The organism is Flavobacterium sp. LC2016-12 (assembly GCF_015351595.1).
Classification (GTDB): Bacteria; Bacteroidota; Bacteroidia; order Flavobacteriales; family Flavobacteriaceae; genus Flavobacterium.
Map to the genome: position 1 here is coordinate 17501 of NZ_JADKPT010000016.1, position 24845 is coordinate 42345.

The 24845-nt window shown below is 34.4% G+C and carries 22 protein-coding genes; 18 read left to right on the forward strand and 4 right to left on the reverse strand.

The window, feature by feature from the left end; all coding sequences use genetic code 11:
- The first annotated feature begins 160 nt into the window (after window positions 1-160).
- Window positions 161-2194, forward strand: a complete 2034-nt coding sequence (kdpB, locus tag IRZ99_RS19480) for a potassium-transporting ATPase subunit KdpB (protein ID WP_194658998.1) — start codon at window positions 161-163, stop codon at window positions 2192-2194.
- Between the two features lie 97 nt (window positions 2195-2291).
- Entirely contained in the window at window positions 2292-2843 is a 552-nt protein-coding gene (locus tag IRZ99_RS19485) for a K(+)-transporting ATPase subunit C (protein ID WP_194659000.1), read from the forward strand.
- Here IRZ99_RS19485 and IRZ99_RS19490 read toward each other — a convergent pair.
- Complete coding sequence (locus tag IRZ99_RS19490) at window positions 2840-2995, reverse strand: hypothetical protein (RefSeq protein WP_194659002.1); 156 nt, start codon at window positions 2993-2995, stop codon at window positions 2840-2842. The genes IRZ99_RS19485 and IRZ99_RS19490 overlap by 4 nt on opposite strands.
- Window positions 2996-3307: 312 nt before the next feature.
- Between IRZ99_RS19490 and IRZ99_RS19495 the strand changes: the two genes are divergently transcribed.
- The 3 genes from IRZ99_RS19495 to IRZ99_RS19505 all read left to right on the forward strand — a co-directional run bounded on the left by IRZ99_RS19495 (window position 3308) and on the right by IRZ99_RS19505 (window position 7720).
- Complete coding sequence (locus tag IRZ99_RS19495) at window positions 3308-4384, forward strand: porin (protein WP_194659004.1); 1077 nt, start codon at window positions 3308-3310, stop codon at window positions 4382-4384.
- Between the two features lie 274 nt (window positions 4385-4658).
- On the forward strand, window positions 4659-5786 hold the full coding sequence (locus IRZ99_RS19500) for a sensor protein KdpD (protein ID WP_194659006.1): 1128 nt from the start codon (window positions 4659-4661) through the stop codon (window positions 5784-5786).
- A gap of 212 nt (window positions 5787-5998) precedes the next feature.
- On the forward strand, window positions 5999-7720 hold the full coding sequence (locus IRZ99_RS19505; RefSeq protein ID WP_194659008.1) for an ATP-binding protein: 1722 nt from the start codon (window positions 5999-6001) through the stop codon (window positions 7718-7720).
- Window positions 7721-8004: 284 nt separating this feature from the next.
- Here IRZ99_RS19505 and IRZ99_RS19510 read toward each other — a convergent pair whose 3' ends face one another.
- Complete coding sequence (locus IRZ99_RS19510) at window positions 8005-8778, reverse strand: LexA family transcriptional regulator (protein WP_072975048.1); 774 nt, start codon at window positions 8776-8778, stop codon at window positions 8005-8007.
- A gap of 84 nt (window positions 8779-8862) precedes the next feature.
- Between IRZ99_RS19510 and dinB the strand changes: the two genes are divergently transcribed.
- The 7 genes from dinB to IRZ99_RS19545 all read left to right on the forward strand — a co-directional run bounded on the left by dinB (window position 8863) and on the right by IRZ99_RS19545 (window position 17280).
- Window positions 8863-10044: a DNA polymerase IV gene (gene dinB, locus IRZ99_RS19515; protein WP_194659017.1), complete on the forward strand. Its 1182-nt coding sequence runs from the start codon at window positions 8863-8865 to the stop codon at window positions 10042-10044.
- 2 nt (window positions 10045-10046) lie between these two features.
- Window positions 10047-13106, forward strand: coding sequence for a DNA polymerase III subunit alpha (locus IRZ99_RS19520; RefSeq protein WP_194659019.1), 3060 nt, complete (start codon window positions 10047-10049; stop codon window positions 13104-13106).
- A 51-nt stretch (window positions 13107-13157) separates the two neighbouring features.
- Complete coding sequence (locus tag IRZ99_RS19525; protein ID WP_194659120.1) at window positions 13158-14537, forward strand: exonuclease domain-containing protein; 1380 nt, start codon at window positions 13158-13160, stop codon at window positions 14535-14537.
- Between the two features lie 71 nt (window positions 14538-14608).
- A complete protein-coding gene (xth, locus tag IRZ99_RS19530; RefSeq protein ID WP_194659022.1) occupies window positions 14609-15385 on the forward strand; it encodes an exodeoxyribonuclease III in 777 nt (258 codons plus the stop codon).
- A gap of 11 nt (window positions 15386-15396) precedes the next feature.
- Window positions 15397-16023 (forward strand): alpha-ketoglutarate-dependent dioxygenase AlkB, encoded by a 627-nt coding sequence (locus IRZ99_RS19535; protein ID WP_194659023.1) that lies wholly within the window; start codon window positions 15397-15399, stop codon window positions 16021-16023.
- Window positions 16024-16179: 156 nt separating this feature from the next.
- Entirely contained in the window at window positions 16180-16641 is a 462-nt protein-coding gene (locus tag IRZ99_RS19540) for a DUF1810 domain-containing protein (protein WP_194659025.1), read from the forward strand.
- Between the two features lie 234 nt (window positions 16642-16875).
- Window positions 16876-17280: an MFS transporter gene (locus tag IRZ99_RS19545; RefSeq protein WP_194659027.1), complete on the forward strand. Its 405-nt coding sequence runs from the start codon at window positions 16876-16878 to the stop codon at window positions 17278-17280.
- A gap of 242 nt (window positions 17281-17522) precedes the next feature.
- Here IRZ99_RS19545 and IRZ99_RS19550 read toward each other — a convergent pair whose 3' ends face one another.
- Window positions 17523-18941 carry an APC family permease gene (locus tag IRZ99_RS19550; RefSeq protein ID WP_194659030.1) on the reverse strand — a complete coding sequence of 473 codons (1419 nt, stop codon included), beginning with the start codon at window positions 18939-18941 and terminating at the stop codon, window positions 17523-17525.
- A 308-nt stretch (window positions 18942-19249) separates the two neighbouring features.
- On the opposite strand from IRZ99_RS19550, the gene IRZ99_RS19555 reads away from it, so the two are divergent.
- The 6 genes from IRZ99_RS19555 to IRZ99_RS19580 all read left to right on the forward strand — a co-directional run bounded on the left by IRZ99_RS19555 (window position 19250) and on the right by IRZ99_RS19580 (window position 23690).
- Complete coding sequence (locus IRZ99_RS19555) at window positions 19250-19633, forward strand: hypothetical protein (protein ID WP_194659032.1); 384 nt, start codon at window positions 19250-19252, stop codon at window positions 19631-19633.
- Between the two features lie 13 nt (window positions 19634-19646).
- Complete coding sequence (locus tag IRZ99_RS19560) at window positions 19647-20030, forward strand: DUF5958 family protein (protein ID WP_194659035.1); 384 nt, start codon at window positions 19647-19649, stop codon at window positions 20028-20030.
- A 103-nt stretch (window positions 20031-20133) separates the two neighbouring features.
- Window positions 20134-20568, forward strand: coding sequence for a hypothetical protein (locus IRZ99_RS19565; protein WP_194659037.1), 435 nt, complete (start codon window positions 20134-20136; stop codon window positions 20566-20568).
- Window positions 20569-20774: 206 nt separating this feature from the next.
- Window positions 20775-21113, forward strand: a complete 339-nt coding sequence (locus IRZ99_RS19570) for a hypothetical protein (protein ID WP_194659038.1) — start codon at window positions 20775-20777, stop codon at window positions 21111-21113.
- A gap of 767 nt (window positions 21114-21880) precedes the next feature.
- The gene (locus IRZ99_RS19575; protein ID WP_194659040.1) at window positions 21881-23305 is read left to right on the forward strand and encodes a HAMP domain-containing sensor histidine kinase; all 1425 of its coding nucleotides are present in this window, start codon (window positions 21881-21883) and stop codon (window positions 23303-23305) included.
- Window positions 23295-23690, forward strand: coding sequence for a response regulator (locus IRZ99_RS19580; protein WP_194659043.1), 396 nt, complete (start codon window positions 23295-23297; stop codon window positions 23688-23690). The genes IRZ99_RS19575 and IRZ99_RS19580 overlap by 11 nt, the downstream gene beginning before the upstream one ends.
- On the opposite strand, the gene IRZ99_RS19585 is transcribed toward IRZ99_RS19580, so the two are convergent.
- Window positions 23687-24829: a C40 family peptidase gene (locus tag IRZ99_RS19585; RefSeq protein WP_194659046.1), complete on the reverse strand. Its 1143-nt coding sequence runs from the start codon at window positions 24827-24829 to the stop codon at window positions 23687-23689. The genes IRZ99_RS19580 and IRZ99_RS19585 overlap by 4 nt on opposite strands.
- Window positions 24830-24845 lie beyond the last annotated feature (16 nt).

Consider the following 24845-nt stretch of genomic DNA (forward strand, 5'->3'; position numbering starts at 1 on the left):
ACATAGCAAAACAAAACAGACAGAAAGAGTATTAAAAAAACTAGTTTTTCACACATAGCTATGTGTTTACATGCAAGTGAAACGCCTAACTCTCAAAGTAAAAATCTATGTCTCTATGTGTTTAAAACAAATATTAGCTTAATAAATAACATTCAAAAAAATGACAACTAATAAATCCGCATCATTGTTTGAAAGCAAACAGGTAAAAGAAGCCTTAGCGCAGTCTTTTGTGAAGCTTAATCCAAAATTGATGATCAAAAATCCGGTAATGTTTACCGTAGAAATTGGAACTGCCATTATGTTTGCTGTTTGTGTTTCCATTTTGATGGGAGCAACAGATCAGGGCAGTTTTACTTATAATTTAATTGTGTTCTTAATTTTACTAGCAACACTTTTGTTTGCCAATTTCGCCGAAGCTATTGCCGAAGCCAGAGGGAAAGCACAAGCCGACAGTTTACGAAAAACACGTGAAGAAACGCCTGCAAGACAGATTTTACCAAACGGAGAAATCAAAAATATCAGTTCTTCGCAATTAAAAAAAGGAGATATTTTCTATTGCGAATCAGGTGATCTAATTGCAACTGACGGAGAAATTATCGAAGGTTTGGCAACCATTGACGAAAGTGCCATTACCGGAGAAAGTGCTCCCGTAATTCGGGAAGCTGGAGGTGACAAATCATCTGTAACCGGAGGAACAAAAGTACTGTCTGATAAAATAAAAGTAATCGTAACTTCTGAACCTGGTGAAAGCTTTTTAGATAAAATGATTGCTTTAGTTGAAGGTGCAAGCCGTCAGAAAACGCCAAACGAAATTGCCTTAACCATTTTATTAGCCGCATTTACCTTAATCTTCGTGATTGTGTGCGTTACGCTAAAACCGTTTGCCGACTATGCAAATGCACCCATCACGATTGCGGCTTTTATTGCTCTTTTTGTTTGCTTGATTCCAACTACAATTGGAGGTTTACTTTCTGCAATTGGTATTGCCGGAATGGACAGAGCTTTGCGTGCCAACGTAATTACAAAATCTGGAAAAGCGGTAGAAACTGCTGGAGATATTGACGTATTGCTTTTGGATAAAACCGGAACCATCACTATCGGAAACAGAAAAGCGACCAGTTTTTATCCTACAAAAGGCGTTTCTGAAGAAGATTTTATAAAATCTGCTGTATTAAGTTCACTAGCAGATGACACTCCGGAAGGGAAAAGTATCGTGGAATTGGCAGGAGCCGAAACGGCCAATAAATTATCAATTGAAGGTGCTACTTTAATAAAATTTACCGCAGAAACCAGAACTTCCGGAGTTGTTTTAAAAGACGGAACTAATATTAGAAAAGGTGCTCAGGATGCTGCAAAAAATATTGCTGCTCAGGCAGGAAATAGTTTTCCTGAAGATACTGCACAAAAAGTAATCGACATTTCTTCAAACGGAGGAACGCCATTAGTGGTTATTAAAAACAATCAGGTTCAGGGTGTTATCGAATTACAGGATATCATTAAAACCGGAATGAAAGAACGTTTTGACCGATTGAGAAAAATGGGTGTAAAAACGGTAATGGTTACTGGTGATAATCCGTTAACAGCTAAGTTTATTGCAGAAGCTGCCGGAGTTGATGATTTTATTGCCGAGGCAAAACCTGAGGATAAAATGAACTACATCAAAAATGAGCAAAATCTTGGTAAATTGGTTGCCATGATGGGAGACGGAACGAATGATGCTCCTGCCCTTGCCCAAGCCAATGTTGGTGTTGCGATGAACAGTGGAACTCAGGCGGCCAAAGAAGCCGGAAACATGGTCGATCTTGATAATGACCCAACGAAACTTATTGAGATTATTGAAATTGGAAAACAGCTTTTAATGACTCGTGGAACTTTAACTACTTTTTCTATTGCAAATGACGTTGCGAAATATTTTGCTATTGTTCCTGCTCTTTTTATTACTGCGATTCCTGCGCTTCAAGGTTTAAATATTATGCATTTACATAGCCCGGAAAGTGCCATTTTATCTGCGGTAATTTTTAACGCGATTATCATTCCGATCTTGATTCCATTAGCATTGAGAGGTGTTGATTACAAACCAATCGGAGCAAGCGCGATCCTAAAAAGAAATCTTTTGATCTATGGTTTAGGCGGATTGATTATTCCATTTATCGGGATTAAACTGATTGATTTACTTGTTGCTTTATTTATGTAAAAAAAAAAGTTGCTAAGGTTCTGAGACGCTAAGGTGCTAAGTTTTTTTCTTAGGCCCTCAGAACCTTAGTCCCATAGAACCTCTAAAAAGAAAAAAGATGAAAAATATATTTTCACTATTAAAATTGACGCTGCTTATTGTTATTCTATTTGCAGTTATTTATCCTCTTGCGATTTACGGAATCGCACAAATTGCTCCGAATCAAGGAAAAGGAGAAACTGTTTCGGTTAACGGAAAAGTGGTTGGTTACCAAAAAATTGGTCAGAAATTCGATAAGTCGAATTATTTCTGGGGAAGACCTTCGGCTGTTGATTACAACGCTGCAGGAAGTGCAGGAAGCAATAAAGGACCAAGCAATGCTGATTATTTAGCTTTGGTTCAAAAAAGAATTGATACACTTTTACTAGTTCATCCGTACTTGAAAAAATCTGATATTCCATCAGATATGGTTACGGCTTCCGGAAGTGGATTGGATCCAAATATTTCTCCGCAAGGTGCTTTGATTCAGGTAAAACGTGTTGCTAAAGAACGAAAATTAGCCGAAGCTAAAGTAAAAGCTTTGGTTGAATCTAAAATTAATACGGCTGTTGTTGGTCCTGAAACAGTTAATGTTTTGGAATTGAATATGGCTTTGGATGAGCTTCGCTAAAACAAGGTTCTGAGGTTCTGAGTCGCTAAGGTTCTAAGGTTTTTTTCCTGCAAGGTTTTCAAAACCTTGTAGGTATGACAAAGATTTTCGTCAATTTTGGTCATTGCGAGGAACGAAGCAACCACATTTACAAAATCAACTTTACGTTCCATTATTAGTGAGAATGCTTCGTTCCTCGCAATGACAAACTGGATGGAAAAATTAGAACGAAAAGCGTCCTTTTACCCTGAGTGCCCTAGCCCCGATAGGAGTGGAAATCCTTTTGTGTCTCGTTTCTTTAACGAGACACAAAAGATTGGAACGGATAGCGGGAAATAGCTCCTTAAAAACCTACTAAGAAAAATTAATAATACCTAACAGGTTTTAGAAACCTGTTAGGATAATAAAATGCCTTTTTTACCCTAAAAAAATCTAAATAAATAATGAGGACGAGATTACTTCGTTCCTCGCAATGACAAACAAAAATGAAAAAAATAATACTTACTGCTTTAATCGCATTCGGTTTTAGCAATTTACAAGCACAAGAAGAATCAAAAAGTCCGTTGACATTTTCAGGTTATGTAGAAACATATTACAGTTATGATTTCGGGAAACCGGATAATCATACTCGCCCCGGATTTTTTTATAATTATAACCGTAGTAATGAAGTCAACTTGAATTTAGGTATGGCAAAAGTGAATTATACAAAAGATAATATTCGCGGGAATTTTGCTTTGATGGCTGGAACTTATGCACAATACAATATGTCGGCTGAACAGGATTTATTGAAAAATGTATATGAAGCCAATGTTGGTGTAAAGATCTCGCAAAGTCATAATTTGTGGATTGATGCGGGAATTATGCCTGCACATATTGGTTTTGAAAGTGCGATTGGAAAAGATTGCCAAACTTTGACCCGAAGCATTTTGGCTGAAAATTCTCCTTATTATGAAGCTGGAGTAAAAATTGGTTACACCTCTGAATCTGGAGAATGGTATTTGGCCGGAATGTATTTGAATGGCTGGCAACGTATTCAGAAAGTAGACGGAAATCATACACCTGCTTTTGGAACGCAAATTACGTATAAACCAACTGATAAAGTGGTTTTGAACTGGAGTACGTATGTTGGAAATGAACAGCCGGACATCGACAAAAAATGGCGTTACTTCAACAACTTTTACGGACAATTTAAAGTAACAGACAAAACAAATATTACGGCTGGTGTTGATGTTGGTTCGCAACAATCGGCTAAAAGCAGTAACAAATATGATACTTGGTTTTCGCCAGTTTTGATTCTACAATACAAACCAGCTGACAAAATTCAACTTGCAGTAAGAGGCGAATATTATAGTGACGAAAAAGGTGTAATTATCGCAACAGAAACTGAAAACGGTTTTAAAACTTACGGATTTTCGGCTAACTTTGATTACTTAGTTACTGATAATGTAATGTTTAGAATTGAAGCCAGAAATCTTTCGAGTAAAGATGAAATATTTACAAAAGACAATCTTCCGACGGATACGAATACGTTTGTAACGACATCTTTGGCGATTAGTTTTTAAACATTAAATTTTTTTTTTTTACCATTAAGATATTAAGAAAGTTAAGCTTTATCTTAATGAGCTATTTTAGAAAATTAAGCTTGGCCTTTATTAACTTAATATCTTAATGGTTTAATTATTAAAAATTGATTTTTATCATTAAGATATTAAGAAAGTTAAGCATTGCCTTAATGGGCCTTTGCTGAGAAACATTAAGCTTTGACTTTATTAACTTAATATCTTAATGGTAAAATAAAAAAAACTTTGCGACTTAGTGCCTTCGTGGCAAAACTATATGGAACAGAAAAAAGAAAATAACGCACAGCACTTTCTCGATTTAATTCAGAAATCACGGAAAGGAAAGTTTAAAGTCTACATTGGGATGAGTGCCGGTGTGGGGAAGACTTTTCGTATGCTTCAGGAAGCGCATTCGTTGTTGAAGAATGGAATTGATGTGAAAATTGGTTACATTGAAACGCATATGCGGAAGGAAACGCATGAACTTTTAGCTGGTTTGCCTGTGATTCCACGGCGAACCATTTTCTATAAAGGGAAACAGCTGGAAGAACTAGATGTACAGGCAATTATCAACCTCAGACCTGAAGTTGTAATTGTTGATGAATTGGCACACACGAATGTTGAAGGGAGCAAAAATGAAAAACGCTGGCAAGATGTTTTAGAAATTTTAGATGCGGGAATCAATGTGATTTCTGCGGTTAATATTCAGCATATTGAAAGTCTGAATGAGGATGTAAAACGGATTACAGGAATTGATGTTCAGGAACGAATTCCGGATAATGTTTTGCGTCTGGCTGATGAAGTGGTGAATATCGATTTGACATCGGAAGATTTGATTGCGCGTTTGAAAGAAGGTAAAATTTATACTCCGGATAAAATTCAGACCGCTTTGACGAACTTTTTTAAATCGGAACAAATTTTACAATTGCGCGAATTGGCTTTGAAAGAAGTAGCAAGTCAGGTAGTTCGGAAAGTCGAAAATGAAGTACCTCAACTTCATGCTTTGCGCCATGAAAAGCTTTTGGCATGCATTAGCAGTAATGATAAAACGGCAAAAATTGTAATTAGAAAAGCGGCTCGACTGGCGAGTTATTATAACGGAAGCTGGTATGTTTTGTATGTAGAAACACCAAAAGAAAGCAGTACCAAAATTGCATTAGACAAACAAAGACATTTAATTAATAACTTTAAACTGGCCGTACAATTAGGCGCGGAAGTTATCAAATTAGAGCATAAAAATATTGCCGATGCGATTTTAATTGCGGTAGAAGAAAAACAAATTACAACTGTCTGCATCGGAAAACCGCATTTGAATTTATTTAAAGTAATTTTGTCTACAACGATTTTCAGACGTTTATTAAATCGCCTGTCTTTATCGAATGTCGACCTTGTTATTTTATCGTAGTAAAATTATTTAAACCATATAAGTTATATAAGTTCATTTTAATTCGGGACGTTGAATTTTAACCGCAAAGTTCATTAAAGTTTTTGCTCGCGAGCGCAAGTACACAAAGCTTTCTTATATTTTCTATACTTTGCATCGCTATTGCGCATTATTATATTTTCTTATATTACTTATATGGTTCAAAAAAATAAAATGTTTTTAAAACAAACATCATGAGAATTAAAACTAAATTAAATCTAGGCGTTGGGTTATTATTCGTACTAATAATAATACTAACATTAGTGAGTGCCTTTTATATTTTTTCGATAAAAAAAGACACTGAAAACATTCTGAGAGCAAATTACAATACGCTTGAATATTCCAGAAATATGCTTTTGGCATTAGATGAAATTGGCACCAATAAAGATAAAGCTATTACTACTTTTAAAGAAAATCTGCAAAAGCAAACACAGAACGTTACGGAAGCCGGTGAGAAAAAAGGAACCGATAATCTTAAAAGCAATTTTGCTCTTTTAGAAAAAAACAGCTCTGATGAAACTTTAAAAATGCAGATCAGGCAAAATATTTTTGGGATTATGAAACTCAATATGAATGCCATAAAACAGAAAAGTGATATCGCCAAACATACCGCTGAAACTGCCAATTTATGGATTGCTATTGTGGGAACTTTATGTTTTTTAATTGCTTTTAATTTACTCGTTAATTTACCAAATAATATTGCGAACCCAATTAAGGAATTGACGTTAAGTATTAAAGAAATTGCTAATAAAAATTATTCAGAACGTGTGCATTTTACCAATCATAACGAATATGGTGATTTGGCCAAATCGTTTAATACGATGGCGCAAAAGCTAGAAGAATATCACGATAGTAATTTATCAAAATTGCTATTTGAAAAGAAAAGAATGGAAACTCTTATCAACAATATGCACGATCCCATTATAGGTTTGGATAATGATGGAATTATTTTGTTTGCGAATGATGAAGCTTTGAAAATTATTGGTTTGAAATTGGAAGATGTTATCGGAAAATCCGCTTCGACTTTAGCTTTGTCGAATGATTTAATGCGATCTTTAATTTTGAAAGAGTTAGATGCCGATTCTCAAAAAAAGAAACCAATGAAGATTTTCGCTAACGCTAAAGAAAGTTATTTCGAAAAAGAAATTCTAAATATTACGATAATCCCAACGGGCGAAGAAAAAGAAATCAATATTGGCGATGTGATTATTCTGCGAAATATTACGCTTTTTAAAGAACTTGATTTTGCCAAAACCAATTTTATTGCGACTGTTTCGCATGAATTAAAAACCCCAATTGCGTCTATAAAACTAAGTCTTAAATTGCTTGAAAATGCCAAAACCGGCGATATGAATGACGATCAAAAACAATTGGTTGAAAGTATAAAAGATGATAGTCAAAGATTATTAAAAATCACAGGTGAATTGCTGAATTTATCGCAGTTGGAAACCGGAAATATTCAGTTAAATATCGAAAAAAGCAACCCCTATGAAATTGTAAATTACGCTGTGGAAGCGGTAAAAGTTCAGGCAGATCAAAAGCAAATTAAATTGGTTATTAATGCCGATGAAAATCTGGAAGACGTAAAAGCCGACAGCGAAAAAACAGGTTGGGTTTTGATTAATTATTTGTCGAATGCAATACGCTATTCTTCAGAAAAAAGTACCATTTTCATCCAATTAAAAAAAGAAAATAATCAAGTTGTTTTTCAGGTTATCGACACCGGAAAAGGAATTGATGCCAGATATAAAGAAAAAGTTTTTGATAAATATTTCCAGGTTCCCGGAAGTCAAAAGTCCGGAACCGGATTGGGATTAGCGATCAGCAAAGAATTTATTGAAGCTCAAAACGGAAGCGTTGGCGTAGAAAGTAATTTAGGATTGGGAAGTACGTTTTGGTTTGCACTAAAAGTGTAAAAAGAGCCATAGGCTCAAATTATATTGTAGGGCTGGACTTCAGTCCAGTTCACACAAAGTATGTGCCATTGGGATAAAAATTTTCAAATAAAGCTCCAGCGGAGCGTAATATTTATAGATAATTATACATTCCCTATTTAAAGCTTCGTCGGAGCGACATCATCTTGATTATAAACATGCCACCCCGATGGGGTTTATTAAAATGTGATGAAATTTTTCTATAAACATATCGTCCCGCTGGGACTTTTATATTGCAATTGAAATTGAAATTTGAAATTGAAAAATTATGTATTCGAAGTATTATTCTTAATCTCCATAACTTCTCTTTTTACTTCTAAAAGCAAATCTTTCATACTTTGAGATTCTGTCTGCTCATGACGTCTATCGCTTCGTCCTATATTACATTCGTATTCCCAGATTTCCAAAATATCTGAGGCTTTAACTTCGTAATTCGGATAAAAACGATTGTCTGATTCTAACACTAAAGCATTCTTTTTATTTTTATTCAGACGTTTGTAAACCATTCCTTCATTTTTGGTAATTAGGATATAGGTTTTTCCATCCATAACCTCGCCCAGCCTTTCTACATAACGACCAATAATAATAGAACCGTCTTCATGTGGCGGCATTGAATCTCCTTCTACAGGAAAACCTCTGTGTTTACCTGGTCCTAAAAACGGAAGTGAAACCTGCTGTAAACTTTCAATATATTCCGGATCGGCATAGCCGTTTAGGTAACCTGCTTTTGCTTTTTGACTTACAATTTCGATAAAATTTTCTCCGAATTTATCGACTTGTATGGGTAAAATGAGTCGGTTTCCTTCTAGTTTTATCAAATTTTCCACATCTATTTTGCGTATATCGACAGACAATATCAAGTCAATACTCATATGAAAATATAAAGCAATCTGCTTTAAAATATCATACGGTGCTTCTGAAGTTCCGTCTTCGTACTTAACGTATCTTCCTCGTGTAATTTTAAGGTTTCCAGCTAATTTCTCTTGTGATATTTTATGCTTAACCCTTAGTGCTCTAATGTTATCTGAAAATAAGGACATAATTAATTTGTTATAATTTGGAACACCAAATATACAAAAAATTGTTATTATCTGTATTAATTTTGTTGTACAAAAACAAAGGAAATGGCAAGGGCAATTGTACACATGGATTTGGATACCTTTTTTGTATCCTGCGAAAGGCTAACTAACTCAGAATTAAACGGCATTCCGTTGATTATTGGTGGTGGCGATCGCGGTGTTGTAGCCTCTTGTTCGTATGAAGCACGCTACTTTGGAGTGCGTTCTGCGATGCCTATTCACATGGCGATGAAACTTTGTCCGCAAGCCAAAATCATTAAAGGCGATATGGAATTATATTCACAATTATCACATGATGTTACGCAGGTCATTCAGGAAAAAGCACCAATTATGGAGAAAGCCAGCATCGACGAATTTTATCTTGATATTACCGGAATGGATAAATTTCACGGTAGTTATAAATGGACAAATGAACTCGCACAATCTGTTATTAAGGAAACCGGATTGCCAATTAGTTTTTCATTATCTGTCAATAAAACCGTTTCTAAAATTGCTACCGGCGAAGGCAAACCAGTAGGGAATTTAGAAATTCCGGAAAATGGTGTACAGGCTTTTTTGAATCCGTTGTCGATTCAAAAAATTCCGATGGTCGGAACAGTGACTTTTCAACTTTTATCGCGAATTGGCGTTCGCAAAATCCAAACTTTATCTGAAATGCCTCCTGAAGTTTTACAGCAGATGATTGGCAAAAACGGATTGGATATTTGGAAAAAAGCCAACGGAATCGATAATACGCCCGTAGAACCTTATACGGAAAGAAAATCAATTTCGACTGAACATACTTTTTCTCAGGATACAATTGACATCGAAAAACTCAAAAGATTACTGATAGGAATGGTTGAAAAACTGGCTTTCCAGCTTCGATCTGAGCAATGGTTAACCTCAACAATTGCGGTTAAAATACGCTACGCCAATTTTGATACCGAAACCAAACAATGTAAAATCGCCTACACCTCAGCAGATCATATTCTGACCAAAAGTGTAATGGAGCTTTTTGAAAAAGTATATCAACGTCGAATGCGATTGCGCTTAATTGGTATTCGCTTTAGCGGACTGGTTCGCGGTACGTATCAAATTAATCTTTTTGAAGATACTGAGGAAATGTTGTCGCTCTACGCCGCAATGGACAAAATGAAAAGTCGTTATGGTTTTGATGCCGTAATGCGTTGTGCCGGAGCTCATTTCAAACCTAACAATAAAGACGAAATTCTAAAACGCAATAAATAATCATGTACCTCAACTGTCATTCTTATCATTCATTACGCTACGGCACCATTCCGCTTACGGAATTGGTTAAAGATGCTGTTTTACATGGTGTAAAAGCGATGGCATTGACTGATATTAATACCGTTACGGGAATTTATGATTTTATAAGAGAATGCGATAAAGTGGGAATCAAACCGCTTGTCGGAATGGAGTTTCGTTGCCATCATCAATTCCGATATATTGGCCTGGCTAAAAATGCTGAAGGTTTAGGCGAAATGAATCGGTTTTTAACAAACCATAATTTCAGCGGAGAAGCTTTGCCTGTAATTGCTCCTCAATTCAAATCGGTTTATGTCATTTATACTTTAGAAAATACTCCAGAAACTCTTGGGAAAAATGAATTTATCGGAGTTCGTCCAGACGAAGTTTTAAAGCTTCTTACTTCGAAACATACAACTAAAATTGCTAAAATGATTGTGCTGCAATCCGTAACTTTTAGTAATAAAAGAGAATTTAATCTGCATAAAATTCTGCGTGCTATCGACACTAATATTATTTTATCAAAACTAACAGAGGCTGATTATTGTAGAACTTCAGAGAAAATGCTGCCTTTAGAATCGCTTTTACCTTTTTATGAAAGTTATCCTGAAATTATAGCCAGCACACAGAGAATAATCGATTCTTGCGATTTTCAATACGATTTTGAGACGCCAAAAAACAAAAAATTCTTTACTGAAAACCGTGAAGGCGATATAAAAAAATTAACCGAACTGGCTCAGGAAGGCTTGATTTGGCGTTATGGCAAAAATCATGAATTGGCAAAAAAGCGTGTCGAAAAAGAGCTTAAAGTAATTGACCATTTAGAATTTAGCGGTTATTTTTTAATCACTTGGGATATTGTTCGCTACAGCAACAGTCAGGGATTTATGCATATTGGCAGAGGAAGCGGTGCCAATAGTATTATCGCCTATTGTTTGGGAATTACAGATATCTGCCCATTAGAATTGGATTTGTATTTTGAGCGTTTTTTGAATTTAAATCGTAAAAGTCCACCCGATTTTGATATCGATTGGAGCTGGAAAGAACGTAATACCATTTTAGAATATATCTTCGATAAATACGGTCGTGATCATGTTGCTTTCTGCGGAACCAATGTCGAATTTAAATATCGCTCTATTTTTAGGGAAGTCGGAAAAGTTTTTGGTCTTCCGAAAGAAGAATTAGATATGCTGGCCAAAAATCCGATGGAATTACACCAGACTAATTCTATTGTAAAGTTGGTTCAGGAATATGGAATGATGCTCGGAAAATATCCCAACCAACGCAGTATGCATGCCTGTGGAATTATTATTTCTGAAGAACCCATTACCAATTATACACCTCTGGAAATGCCTCCAAAAGGTTTCCCAATTGTGCTTTTTGACATGCACATTGCAGAAGAAATTGGTTTTGAGAAATTCGATATCCTGAGTCAGCGTGGTATTGGTCATATTGATGACAGTGTAAAACTGATCGAGAAAAACAGAGGAATTAAATTAAATATTCGTGATACTTCCATTTCTAAAAATGAAGCAGTATGTAATGTTCATTTGGCACAAGGCAAAACGATTGGCTGTTTTTATATTGAAAGTCCAGCCATGCGCGGTTTATTACGCCGACTGAATTGTGATAATTATAAAATTCTCGTTGCCGCATCTTCAATAATTCGTCCCGGCGTAGCACAGTCGGGAATGATGAAAGAATATATTTTTCGTCATAATAATCCAAATCAATTCGAGTATTTCCATGAGGTTTTCAAAGAGCATCTTGGTGAAACTTATGGCATTATGGTGTACCAGGAAGATGTGATCAAAATCGCATTACATTATGGCGGATTACCTGCCGCAGACGGTGATGTATTGCGCCGTGCCATGTCCGGAAAAGGGCGATCTAAAGAAGCTTTACAAAAAGTAAAAGACAATTTCTTTCTCTGTTGCGCACAAAAAGGACATCCTGAAATGCTGAGCCAGGAAATTTACCGCCAGATTGAATCTTTTGCCGGATTTTCATTCTGCAAAGCGCACTCGGCTTCTTATGCGGTAGAGAGTTACCAAAGTTTGTATCTAAAAATTAATTATCCTGTTGAGTTCATGGTGGCGGTCATCAACAATCAGGGCGGATTTTACAGAACCGAAGTATATGTACACGAAGCACGCATGTCTGGCGGTACAATCCTAAATCCGTGTGTGAACAAAAGTGAATATCAAACTACCGTTTATGGCACTGACATTTATTTGGGATTTATGCATTTGCAGAGTCTGGAAGCGAAAACAGCTCATTTGATTGAATCAGAAAGAGAGAAAAATGGCGAGTATCTTTCTTTGGAAAATTTCATCAACCGAATTCCGATTGGAATTGAAAGCATCAAAATATTGATTTTTATTGGTGCTTTTCGTTTTACAGGAAAAACTAAAAATCAACTTTTAGTGATTGCCAGTTTGCTTTTAAACAACTTCAAACCTGAAAACAGAAATTTAATGCTATTGCAGGAACCAGTTAAAGAATACAAACTTCCTGTTTTGGAACGTTCTTTATTTGAAGATGCTTTTGATGAAATTGAATTGTTGAGTTTTCCAGTTTCGTGTACTGTTTTTGATTTGCTTCAGATTAAATACCGTGGCGATATTATGGCTAAGGATTTAGTAACGTATCATAAAAAACAGGTTAAAATGCTGGCGTATTTAATTTCCAGAAAACAAGTCCCAACCAAAAAAGGGAACATGTATTTCGGAACCTGGATCGATCATGAAGGTACTTATTTTGATACGGCACATTTTCCGGATTGTCTGGCACAATACCCTTTTCAGGGCGGAGGCTGTTATCTTTTGTTAGGAAATGTTGAAGTTGATTATCATTTTCCAACAATTACTATTATTAAAATGGCGAAAATGCCTTTTATTCCAGATCCACGCTATATGGATGCTAAAGATCAGTTTAAAACACAACGGCAGATTAAAGAAGATGTGAGTTCAACGCATCGCGAACCGTATCCGCAGGGACATGAAATCAACTTACCAAGACACCGAATGAAATTTCAAAAATAACCACCGATGATTTTACAAGAACAAAAAGAGGTTTTGCGTTATAGTAAAGAGATGAAAAAGCAGGAATATGCCATAGTAGATATCGAAACCACAGGTGGAAACGCTAGTGGCAGTCGTATTACAGAAATTGCCATCATTATTCATGACGGCGAAAAGGTTATCGACCGCTTCGAAACGCTTGTTAACCCTGAAAAAGAAATTCCACTTTCTATTTTTGGTTTGACTGGTATAAACAATGAAATGGTTGCCAATGCTCCAATCTTCGATGCTATTTCAGAGAAAGTGTTAGAGATGTTGACCGATCGTATTTTTGTCGCACATAATGTCAACTTCGATTATTCTTTTGTACGCCATCAATTGGAACAAGCCGGATTTAAATGGACTGCAAGGAAATTGTGCACCGTCCGCGCAGCAAGAAAAATAAAACCGGGATTGGCATCCTACAGCTTGGGAAAACTTTGCCATTCACTAGACATACCTTTAGAGAATCAACATCGTGCTGGCGGGGATGCAGATGCTACGGCAATATTATTTTCCCGATTACTCGAATGGGACGAGGAAGGTGAAATAGCAAAAATGGTTAAAATGACCTCACAAGATCAGCGTTTACCACCTAACCTGCCTCCAGAAGATTTTAATAATTTACCCGAAAAACCCGGTGTCTATTATTTTTATAATCAAATGAATAAGGTAATCTATGTTGGAAAAGCGATCAACTTAAAAAAACGTGTGGCTTCTCATTTTACCGGTCATAAAATCAATCCGCAAAGACAGCATTTTTTAAGAGATATCTATAGTATTTCCTTTGAAATCTGTCCTACCGAATTAATGGCGCTTTTGTTAGAATGTACCGAAATAAAACAACTTTGGCCAACCTACAATAGAGCATTAAAACGCTTTGAAGCGAAATTCGGCATTTATCAATATGAAGCAAGAAACGGATATAAATATTTGGCTGTTGGAAAACTAAGCAAATTTCAGACTTGTATTCATGAATTTAATAGTTTGTATAATGCGATAGATTTACTGAGAAGCCTTTCTGAGCAATTTGAAATTGACCAAAGATTCTGCAAATATTCCAGACCGGAAGAAGGCGAATTTTTTCAAAATAATGAAATCAAAAGTCTGCCAGATGTTTTGTTTCACAACGAGCAAGTAGACAATGCAATTGCTTTTCTATTAAGCAACAGACCTACTTTTGCCATTATAGATAAAGGAAGGTCAAAAGAGGAACGCAGTTGTATTTGGGTTGAAAATGGTCATTTTTATGGTATGGGTTATATTCCGTCAGATGTGGCAATTACTGATCCATCCGAAGTAAAAAATTATGTCACACAGTATAAAAGCAATCAATATATGGTGCAGTTAATTTTTGCTTACGCAGAAAAATATCCGGGTAAAGTATTCTTTAACAAACAGTTCTTGAAATAAGAATAGGAAACTGTGTAAATATATATGTTTAAAAAGCTGTAAATTTAATAGCACAACTAATTAAATCTACTATGAAAATAGCCACTTATAATGTAAACGGAGTCAACGGAAGATTAAATGTATTACTGCGCTGGTTGGAAGAAGCCAAACCTGATATTGTTTGTCTGCAGGAATTAAAAGCGCCTCAGGATAATTTTCCTCTTAAAGCGATTAATGATGCAGGCTACAACGCTATTTGGCACGGACAAAAACAATGGAATGGTGTTGCTATTCTTGCCCGAAATATGGAAATTGAAGAAGTAACGCGCGTTCTTCCGGGAGATGAAGAAGATATTCAAAGTCGGTATGTTGAAGCTTTGATAAACGGAATCGTAATTGCCTGTCTTTATTTGCCAAATGGAAACCCTGCGCCGGGACCTAAATTAGAATATAAGTTGAAATGGTTTGATCGCTTGGCTCATCGCGCTAAAACCTTATTGAGTTTAAATACTCCTGTAATATTGGTTGGAGATTTCAATGTTATGCCAACAGAATTGGACGTTTATAAACCTGAAAAATGGGTTAAAGATGCTCTTTTTTTACCTGAAGTTAGAAAAGCTTTTGCGGCTATTGTTTCGCAAGGATGGACAGATGCGATCCGAAAATTATACCCTGATGAGAAAATTTACACCTTTTGGGATTATTTCAGAAATGCTTACGAGCGAGATGCGGGACTTCGAATTGATCATTTTTTACTGAGTCCGCAAATAGCTGCAGCTTTGCGCTCGGGCGGCGTTGATCGTCACGTTCGAGGCTGGGAAAAAACAAGCGATCATGCACCAGTATGGATTGAAATTGACAAAAAATAAAGGAGAAAACAATGACATTATTTAACGACACCGAATTATTTGCAACTGGTTTGGCAGGAAAAAAAGTGTTTGATATTCCTGATTCTGAATTGATTTTGATTGATAATTTTTTCACAAAAGAAGAGTCTGATCATTTTTATGAGAGATTACTTCGCAAGACCAAATGGAGAGAATATGAAATGGAAATTTACGATAAGGTTTATACCGTTCCCCGAATGATTTCCTGGTATGAAGACAAAGATAATCCCGGAGCAGATCAAAACGGTCCTGACTGGAATTACGAATTGCTTACCATTAGAGGCCGTGTAGAAAAAGAAACACAACGTGATTTTAATAGTGTACTCCTTAATTTATACAGAGATGGAAATGACGGCGTAGGCTGGCACAGCGACAAAGAGCATAATACGGGGCCAAACCCTGTTATTGCTTCAGTGACTTTTGGAGAAACCAGAATGTTCAGGCTTCGTCATAAATTTAGTAAAGAAATTCCGCAGGTTGAAATTCCGCTGCACCATGGTTCCTTTTTACTGATGTCCGGCACAACAAATAGTTTTTGGCAGCATCAGGTTCCTAAAACGGCGCGGGATGTTTTGCCAAGAATTAATTTAACTTTTAGGCAAACACATCGAAGTTTATGATTTATAAAGGTCTGAAAATGACATTGTTTTCTATTTCGTAACCATAAGGAAAATTCTTCCACAAAAAGTTAAATTACTCATTGCGTGAACCTTTTATTAGGCAGACCTTATCTTTTTTAGTATTTTTGCAACCCTTTTTTAATATTTAATACCATAATGGCTTACTCAAACAATGATTTATCGCGTTTTTTAGATGCGCAAAACAAACTTTATCTTACTGCTCTTTCTGAAATCAAAAAAGGAAAAAAAGAAACACACTGGATGTGGTTCATTTTTCCTCAGATTAAAGGATTAGGAAGTAGTGATACAGCGAATCTTTATGCTATTAATGATCTAAAAGAAGCGACTGAATTTTTAGAACATCCTATTTTAGGGAAACATCTTATTGAAATTTCTGAACTGTTTTTGACTTTTAAAAGAAAATCAGCTGACGGAATTTTAGGAGATTTAGACGCTCGTAAATTACGTTCGTCGATGACACTTTTTTCTTTGGCAGAAAACACTAATCCCGTATTTCAGGAAATATTAGATGCTTTTTTCTCTGGAGAAACCGATCCTCTTACTTTGAATATTATTAATTCAACTATAAAATCTTCTGTAGAAACTGAAATGGTTTAATCACCAAATTGTTTTCTGGATTATTTAAATCAAAAGACACTGTTAGAAATAAGCAGTGTCTTTTTTTTTGTTTTTTTGCTACGAAGACGCAAAGACACAAAGTTTACTTTTCCTTCTGACTTTACAATATTATTTTCCCTCCAGACCTTTCCATATTCGTTTTTAGTTCATATTCAAATTTTGATTTTTCAACAGAAATAATTCTATATTCGCATTTATAAAATCAAAAAACTAATGAACGAAAAAATCAAAATTCTTAAAACTATTCATCTTGCTATCTGTGCAGGGGTAATTATTACTTACATCATGCTTGGAGGCTTCTCAATGGAAACATTAAAAATTCCAATTCTTGATTCTTCTTCAATTGTATTTGCAGTCTTACCTTTCCTAGCCATTTTTGTGGGTAACTTTCTATTTAAATCGCAATTAAAACAAGCGGATCAAAATCTAAAAATCGAAGAAAAACTGCCTGTTTATCAAACTGCTTCCATTATCCGTTGGGCAATTCTTGAAGGAGTTGCTTTTGTTATTTTATTTTCAAAACCTGATTTAGTACTATTTGGATTAATTGCTATAGCTTATCTTATCTTTTTAAGACCAACTGAAGATAAGATTAATGCTGATTTTCAAAATGTATAATTTTTTTGAAATGCGCTGAAACTTAACCGCAAAGGGCGCAAGGATTTACTCAAGGTTCGCAAGTTTTTTTTGCCACGAAGACGAAAAGACACAAAGTTTACTTTTCTTTCTGACTGGGAGATTATTTTCTCACGCAGATTTACCAGTTTTTCGATACAAAAAAAACGCCTTGCTATTAACAAGGCGTATTCTATATTTACAAAAAAACTTAGAGTCTTAGCATCTTAGTACCTTAGCAACTTCTATGATTCCTTTGGTTTCGTTAAGTAATAAACTGGGATTCCTGTTAGCATAATCAACACTCCCCAACCACAAGTTGAGAATTTAGTTAATAACAATGAAATACAAATTGCTGTTGCAATAATAATGTATAACATAGGTAAAAACGGGTATCCAAAAGCTTTATAGGGTCTTTCGGCATCTGGCATTTTTTTACGTAAAATGAAAATTCCGTAGATAGTCAGAATGTAGAAAATCAATACGATGATGATTACGAAGTCTAATAAATCTCCGTATTTTCCTGTCAGACACAAAGCCGAAGCCCAAATACATTGTGCCCAAAGTGCCCACGCAGGAACACTAGATTCATTTAACACAGCCGCCTTTTTGAAGAACAGACCATCTTTTGCCATTGTATAATAAACTCTTGCACCGGCCATAATTAATCCGTTGTTGCAGGCAAAAGTCGAAATCATAATCATGATTGCAATAATCAATGTTCCGATATTTCCAAAAATATATTGTGAAGCCACAACCGCTACTCTATCTGATTTTGCAGTTGCAATTTCGTCAAGCGGAATTACGGCCAAATACATCAAATTCGTTAAAACATAAATTATTGTTACAATAAAAGTTCCTAAGAATAAACTGAAACCAACATTACGTTTTGGGTTTTTAATTTCACCAGCAATAAAAGTTACTCCGTTCCATGCATCACTTGAAAATAAAGACCCAACCATCGCAGCCGAAATTCCGGTTATCAAAGCTGTTCCGCTTATAGGAAGCCATGATCCACTTTCAGCATTATATGAACGAGTTGTCCACGCATCCGCCCAATTGGCATCCCAAATTGAAGCTTTTGCAGCTAGTGTTAATCCGAAAACAATTAAGCCTAACAATGATAAAATTTTGATAATCGTTAAAACAGTTTGCAGAATTTTTCCGTTTTTCACTCCACGACTATTAATATAAGTCAATAAAATAATAGTAAAAATAGAAACTAATTGTGCTGCATTGAGTTTAAAAGAACCTAATTCGAATAATATATTTTCGTCACTTAGCGGTTCATAAATATAAGCCGCAAATTTTGAGAAAGCCACCCCAACGGCAGCAATTGTTCCGGTTTGAATTACGGCAAAAAAGCTCCAGCCATACAAAAACGCAATTAGTTTGTTGTAAGCTTCTTTCAGGTAAACGTATTGTCCACCAGCTTTTGGAAACATGGCACTTAGCTCGCCGTAACTTACAGCAGCAATAATGGTAATTAATCCTGAGATTAGCCAAATTAAAGTTAGCCAGCCTGCAGATCCTACTTGTCTGGCTATATCGGCGCTTACGATAAAAATCCCGGAGCCAATCATAGAGCCCACGACAAGCATGGTTCCGTCTAGTAATCCGAGTTCTCTTTTAAAATGTTCTTGGTCTTGTTCGTTTTCTTGCATTTTATTGGTTTTGGGTTGGTTAAAGATATACTTTTTTCTGAAATCTCATGATTTCGAATTCCAAATTTTGAAAATTCCAATTTCCAATTAAAAATAAGAATCTTTAATATAATAATTTAGGCATGTCCCTCCGGGTCGGGCAGCTATAATCCCGATTAACAAAAACTACGGCTCAAAAGCCTTGTCTTTCTAAATCGGGAGATACCGCATCTATCTCTCATGCGGGTTTCAGTTTCATAAGAAGATATTCTATTTAAAATTTAAAAGGATATTTCATACTTTAGCTAGAATAATTCGAAAACAAAAAAATGAATATTGATATTTTACTTTTTATAATTTTTACAATTCCTCTTCTTATTGTGGGATTTCAAATAGAAAGATTAAACGAGAAAAAGATATTTACCATTTGGATTTCAATTGCAATTCTATTAATTATTACTGGAATATTAATTGAAGACAACTCTAATAATGAAATGAGAAATATTAGTTATTTCGGTTCCCAAATGCTTTTTATTTTTCTAATTCTTCAGAAGATTACAAGAAATATTTATTTCAAAATATTCAATAGAGAACCAGAAATTGGAAAATTTCCAAAATATAAAATTGACTACCTATATACTTTTGTGATATCAATCGGAACAATGCTCTTACCTATTCTTATTGATTCTTTTATTTTTAAAAAATTTAATTAAAAGTAAACTCCAAATGGAAGAAATAATCAATAAAATTGCACAAGATAAATTAGATTTTAAAATCGGTCTTCAACAATTATTACCATATAATTTTGATGAACTTTTTGTGACTCTAAATAATTATATAATCAATTCTATTCCAAATAAAACAGATTATAATACAGAAGCGTACCAAAATGCATTAGCAACAATTCCGTTAAAGCCGACTTATACTCCCATTGTAATTCTAAAGACCTATCCAGCTAAAATAGCAATGAGCAAGTTACCTCTACTTCCTAAAAGAGAAAATATAAAAACAATAACAGCATTGCTTTGGATTTTTAAAATTACAGACACGGAAAGAAGAAATACTGAGTGCAAAAATGGTTGTGGGCACTTTTGGCATGAAATTTATTAAAAAACTAAACAGACCTTAGGCTTCAACTCATTTATTTTCAAAATAGTAGAGCTACAAACGCAACCAATTCAAAATTCTTTCATCTTATAATAAACCAAAGATCATGAGAAAGTTTATTGCCATCTTAATTACTGCAATTACATTTATTTCCTGCGGTGCCGAAAGTGAAAATAAAGTTCAAAACTCCGATTTTGTTGGAAAATGGAAATGGACCGGAACTCACGGAGGTTTTGCCGATCATTTACACGAAACACCTGCCTCGACCGAAACTACTCTTCAATTGAATTTAATGAAAAATTACACTTTTACTATACTTAAAGATGGAAAAGAAGTGATGATTGGAAAATATGAACTTACCACGATAAAATCAATTTATACCGGAGAGATGGAAAAGTACATAACATGCGATATGAGCAATAACCCAGACGGCAGATATTTTGTGACAAACGGTATCATTAAAATTTATGAGCAAAATAAACTTTCGATTGATGATAATAACTACGATGGTATTGGTAGCGGATTCGAAAGAATAGAATAGACATAAAAACAAAGCTAGCTAACAAAAAACTGCAAATCTAAAAATTGCAGTTTTTTTATGCTCAAAAATAACGTAGCATTGGGTTAGTGTCAACTTGAAGAATAAAATTTTAACAGTTTACGTCTTCCCGTAACATTATACAATTTCAACTATTTATATTTGAAAATCAAAACTATAAAACTTAACCAACCAAAACTAACCACTTTATGGAAACCAACAATTTAGAAATACCAGATGTAGCAAATCATCATTACAATTATGTAGCAAATTTACTTTTAAACGAAAACAAATCAGCTCACGAAGCTAAAAACCAGCTTGTCGCGCAAGGACTAAGCAATGAAATTGCAGAATTGATAGTAGAAAACGTAGAAATCGAAATACAGGAAGCAAAACACGAAAAAGCCAGAAAAGATATGGTTTATGGTGCATTGTGGTTTTGTGGTGGCACCATTTTAACCTTAGCTGACATTGGCTTTATTTTTTGGGGCGCCATTTTATTTGGCGGTATTCAGTTTTTTAAAGGACTGATAAATGTTAATTCTTAGTTTTCAACGAAATCTAAACTAATTATTCAAAAGAAAGCAATAAACAAAATTAAAAATTAGACAATTTCAAACTCACAATTTCAAGAAACTGATACGGATCCCAAAGTAAGTTTTGCTAAAGAAGAAATTATAACTAATAAATTTAACAAAGACGATACCAGTCAATATTTACCAAAATAAGCTTTTAAATATAGCTGCAGAACGTTACTATTTTTTTTCATCGAAGCAACCAGAAAAGTATCTTTTCTCAAAATCCTATATTACATAAATAACATTTGATTTCAGATTTAATTGTACCTGAGATGTTATTCCATATATAAATAACCATCCTTATATCTACATAACAAGGATGTTGTATGTGACAATTCCAACAATTTTCAACCACTGAAATAGTTAAACAAAAAAAGGCTTTTTAGAATGTCTTTTTTTACTTTTATAAGATTTATCCAAATTTCAAAGGAAGTTTTTTCTGAATTCAGAGAATTTACAACCAGAACAAAACATCGCTCAAATACTTAGTTATCAGATTATTGAAACCTAAAAAACAAGACAAAAAAGAAAATTCTCACTATTTCAATCTAAATCACTTTTTTTTATTAAATTTGAAAGAGATGTCAAAAGTCTTCAAAACTCAGATATTTCATTAACAATTGTTTATTTTTTAAAAAAGAAATCATCTACCCCGAACGATTATTTCAAATATAAAAATTGTAAGATGTTCATAAAGGATTCAGGAAATCAAATTATTAACCAACAAATACAAAACTATGCTGAAGTTCCCTTTTTTAAAGAAATTACGCTTTGCGAATGTTTTCATTCTGTTACTGATTGTATTTGTTTCTTGTGCTCTCTTAATATGCATCAATTACTTTACTATCAAAACCCTGTCTGCGAACAGAGCTTACATAAATGGTGAATCACACTATTCCAAAGGGCAAAAAGATGCTTCGCGCCATCTGATTACCTATCTGTACAACAAAGACCAAAATCAATGGAAATTATACTTGGAAGAACTAAAAGTACCTCAAGGTGACGGAATCGCTAGAATAACACTTTTAAAAGTAGGTGATAATGAAGTAGCCCGAAAAGGATTACTTACAGGACGAAATAAAGAAGAGGACTTAGATGATGTTATATGGCTATTTGAAAACTTTAAGAATGTTTCATTCCTGGCAAAAGCGATAAAAGAATGGGAACAAGGTGATAAATTGATTTCTGAATTATTTATTATTGGCCAACAAATTAATGCCAAAATAAAGAGAAACATGCTAACCCAGACTGATCAACAAAAATATCTTCAGAAAATTAGCAGCATTAGTGATAAACTTACCATTAACGAACGTAACTTCTCTAATACCTTAGGAGAAGGAACTCGACAAATAAAAAGTTTACTTATTATAACAAACATTTTTTTCATCCTAATGATTGTCTGTAGCGTTTGCTTGTATTACTCTATAATGGTAAAACGTCTTATCGTTTCTAAAAAAGAAATCGAAGTTAAAAATGAAAACTTAATGATTGTTAATCATGAACTTGACCGCTTTGTTTACAGCGCATCGCATGACCTTCGCTCCCCTATTACATCATTAAAAGGACTTATAGAAATAACACAATTAGAGGATGATCCAAATCAAATTAAAAAATATCTCAACTTAATGGATCAAAGTCTTGCCAAACAAGATCGCTTTATTAATGACATCATTGATTACTCTAAAAACAAACGATACGAAGTCGTTATGGAACCTGTAAGCCTAATGGAAATATTCGACGAGTCTATTTCTCAGCTGATGCATATCGAAAATGCAAACCGAATTAAGTTTACCAAAGAATTGCTAATAGATAAAATTCAAAGTGATAATTTACGTCTAAAAATCATCATTTCTAATTTAATCTCAAATGCCATTAAATATGCAGACAGCAATAAGCAAGAAATGAATGTCTCCATCAAAACCTATTATATAGATGGTTTTCATAAAATTGAAGTGGCTGACAACGGAATTGGAATTAATGATGAATACAAAGACAATATTTTTAAAATGTACTTTGGTACCAACAAAAACAAAGGATCAGGCTTAGGTCTTTATATAGTCAAAGAGGCGGTAGAAAATATTAAAGGAAACATTTCAGTAAGCTCGCAAAGCAATATTGGAAGTAAATTCATTGTAACAATCCCATACGCCTATGCCAGTTAAAAATGTATTTTTACTAATTGAAGACAATCTTATAGATCAGCTTGTCATCAAACAATTACTAAAAAAGGTACTTTGTATCGAAGAAGTGCATATAACCAACAATGGCAAAGAAGGCATTGAGTGGCTTCTTGCTAACAAAAAACTTTATCCATCGATTATTATTATTCTCGACGTACAAATGCCTGTTATGAATGGTTTTGAATTTTTGAACGCGTATGCTAAACTAGATAGCGAACTAAAAAAAGATAATCAAATTTATGTACTTTCCTCTACATTAGATCCTGAGGAAATTAAAGAAATCAGCGAAAGCATTTATGTTACAGATTTTTTAGGCAAACCTTTCCCGATTGAAGAATTTAGAAATAAAATTTATCTGAACGGCTAAATTTTTTCTAAAACACGGTTTACCTGTGAAAAAGTCCTTTCATAATAAGGCTCTTTAGTCGAAGAGATTATAACACCTCCATGAGTAGAAGAGTGAACAAATTTAATTTCCCCATCAGCTACCTCAATTACCATCCCAACATGGTTAATTTGACGCCTGCCGTTGGTTCTAAAAAAGATAAGATCTCCTTTTTGAGCTTCTCCTGAATTAACTTTTACACCAATTCGAGATTGTTCAATAGAACTTCTTGGAAGTTTAATATCAAAATTGCTAAAAGTAGAAATCATTAAACCCGAACAGTCAAAACCTGCTCTTGTAGTTCCGCCAGAACGATATCGTACTCCAATATTTTCAGTAGCATTCATTACCAATTGGTTAATTAAATCTGAATGATTACTTACTCTTATAATTGTAGAAGAATCTTTTTTAATTTCTGAATTTTCAGCAATTTGCACATTTTGATTCGGAACCGATAAGGAATCTTTTAAAACTGGACTTGTTGGCTGCATTAGTACCTGAGCCGCATCAGCTTTTTCTTTAGAAGTACGAATTTTTAAAACATACCCAACTGGTAATTTACCTTTTATAAACGGATTTTGCTTTTCTAATTCTGCAACTGTCAATCCGTATCTTTTGGCAATTGCATATTTCGTTTCTTTAGGCTGGACCTCAACAACTACCTCAACATCATTTACAACTTTAAGATCATCAATTGGTTTTTCTGAAACTGCTATTGATTTTGACGGTATAGTAATTTGCTGTCCAATTTTCAGCCCTTCTGTCTCTAATGAAGGATTTGCTTTTTTTAAATCTTCGACTGAGACATTGTATTTTTTTGATATTCCCCAAAGTGTTTCTTTAGCCTGAATTTCATGCAAACCCGTAGTAGTATTTGAAACCGTTTCAGCGGGTTTCATTTCAGAGACCTGATTTATATTTGGAATTAATAAGATTGAATTTAGTTTTAAAACTTTAGGAGCATTTGGGTTTGCCTCTGTAATATCTTTAGCTTTTACTCCATATTTTTTAGCAATTACTGTAAGATTTTCTCCTTTTGAAATTTTGTGTTTAATATATTTCTCCTGAGAAAAAGCACAGACACTAAAAAAAAACAATACTAATATTAATCTAAAAACCATTTTATTCAATTTAATC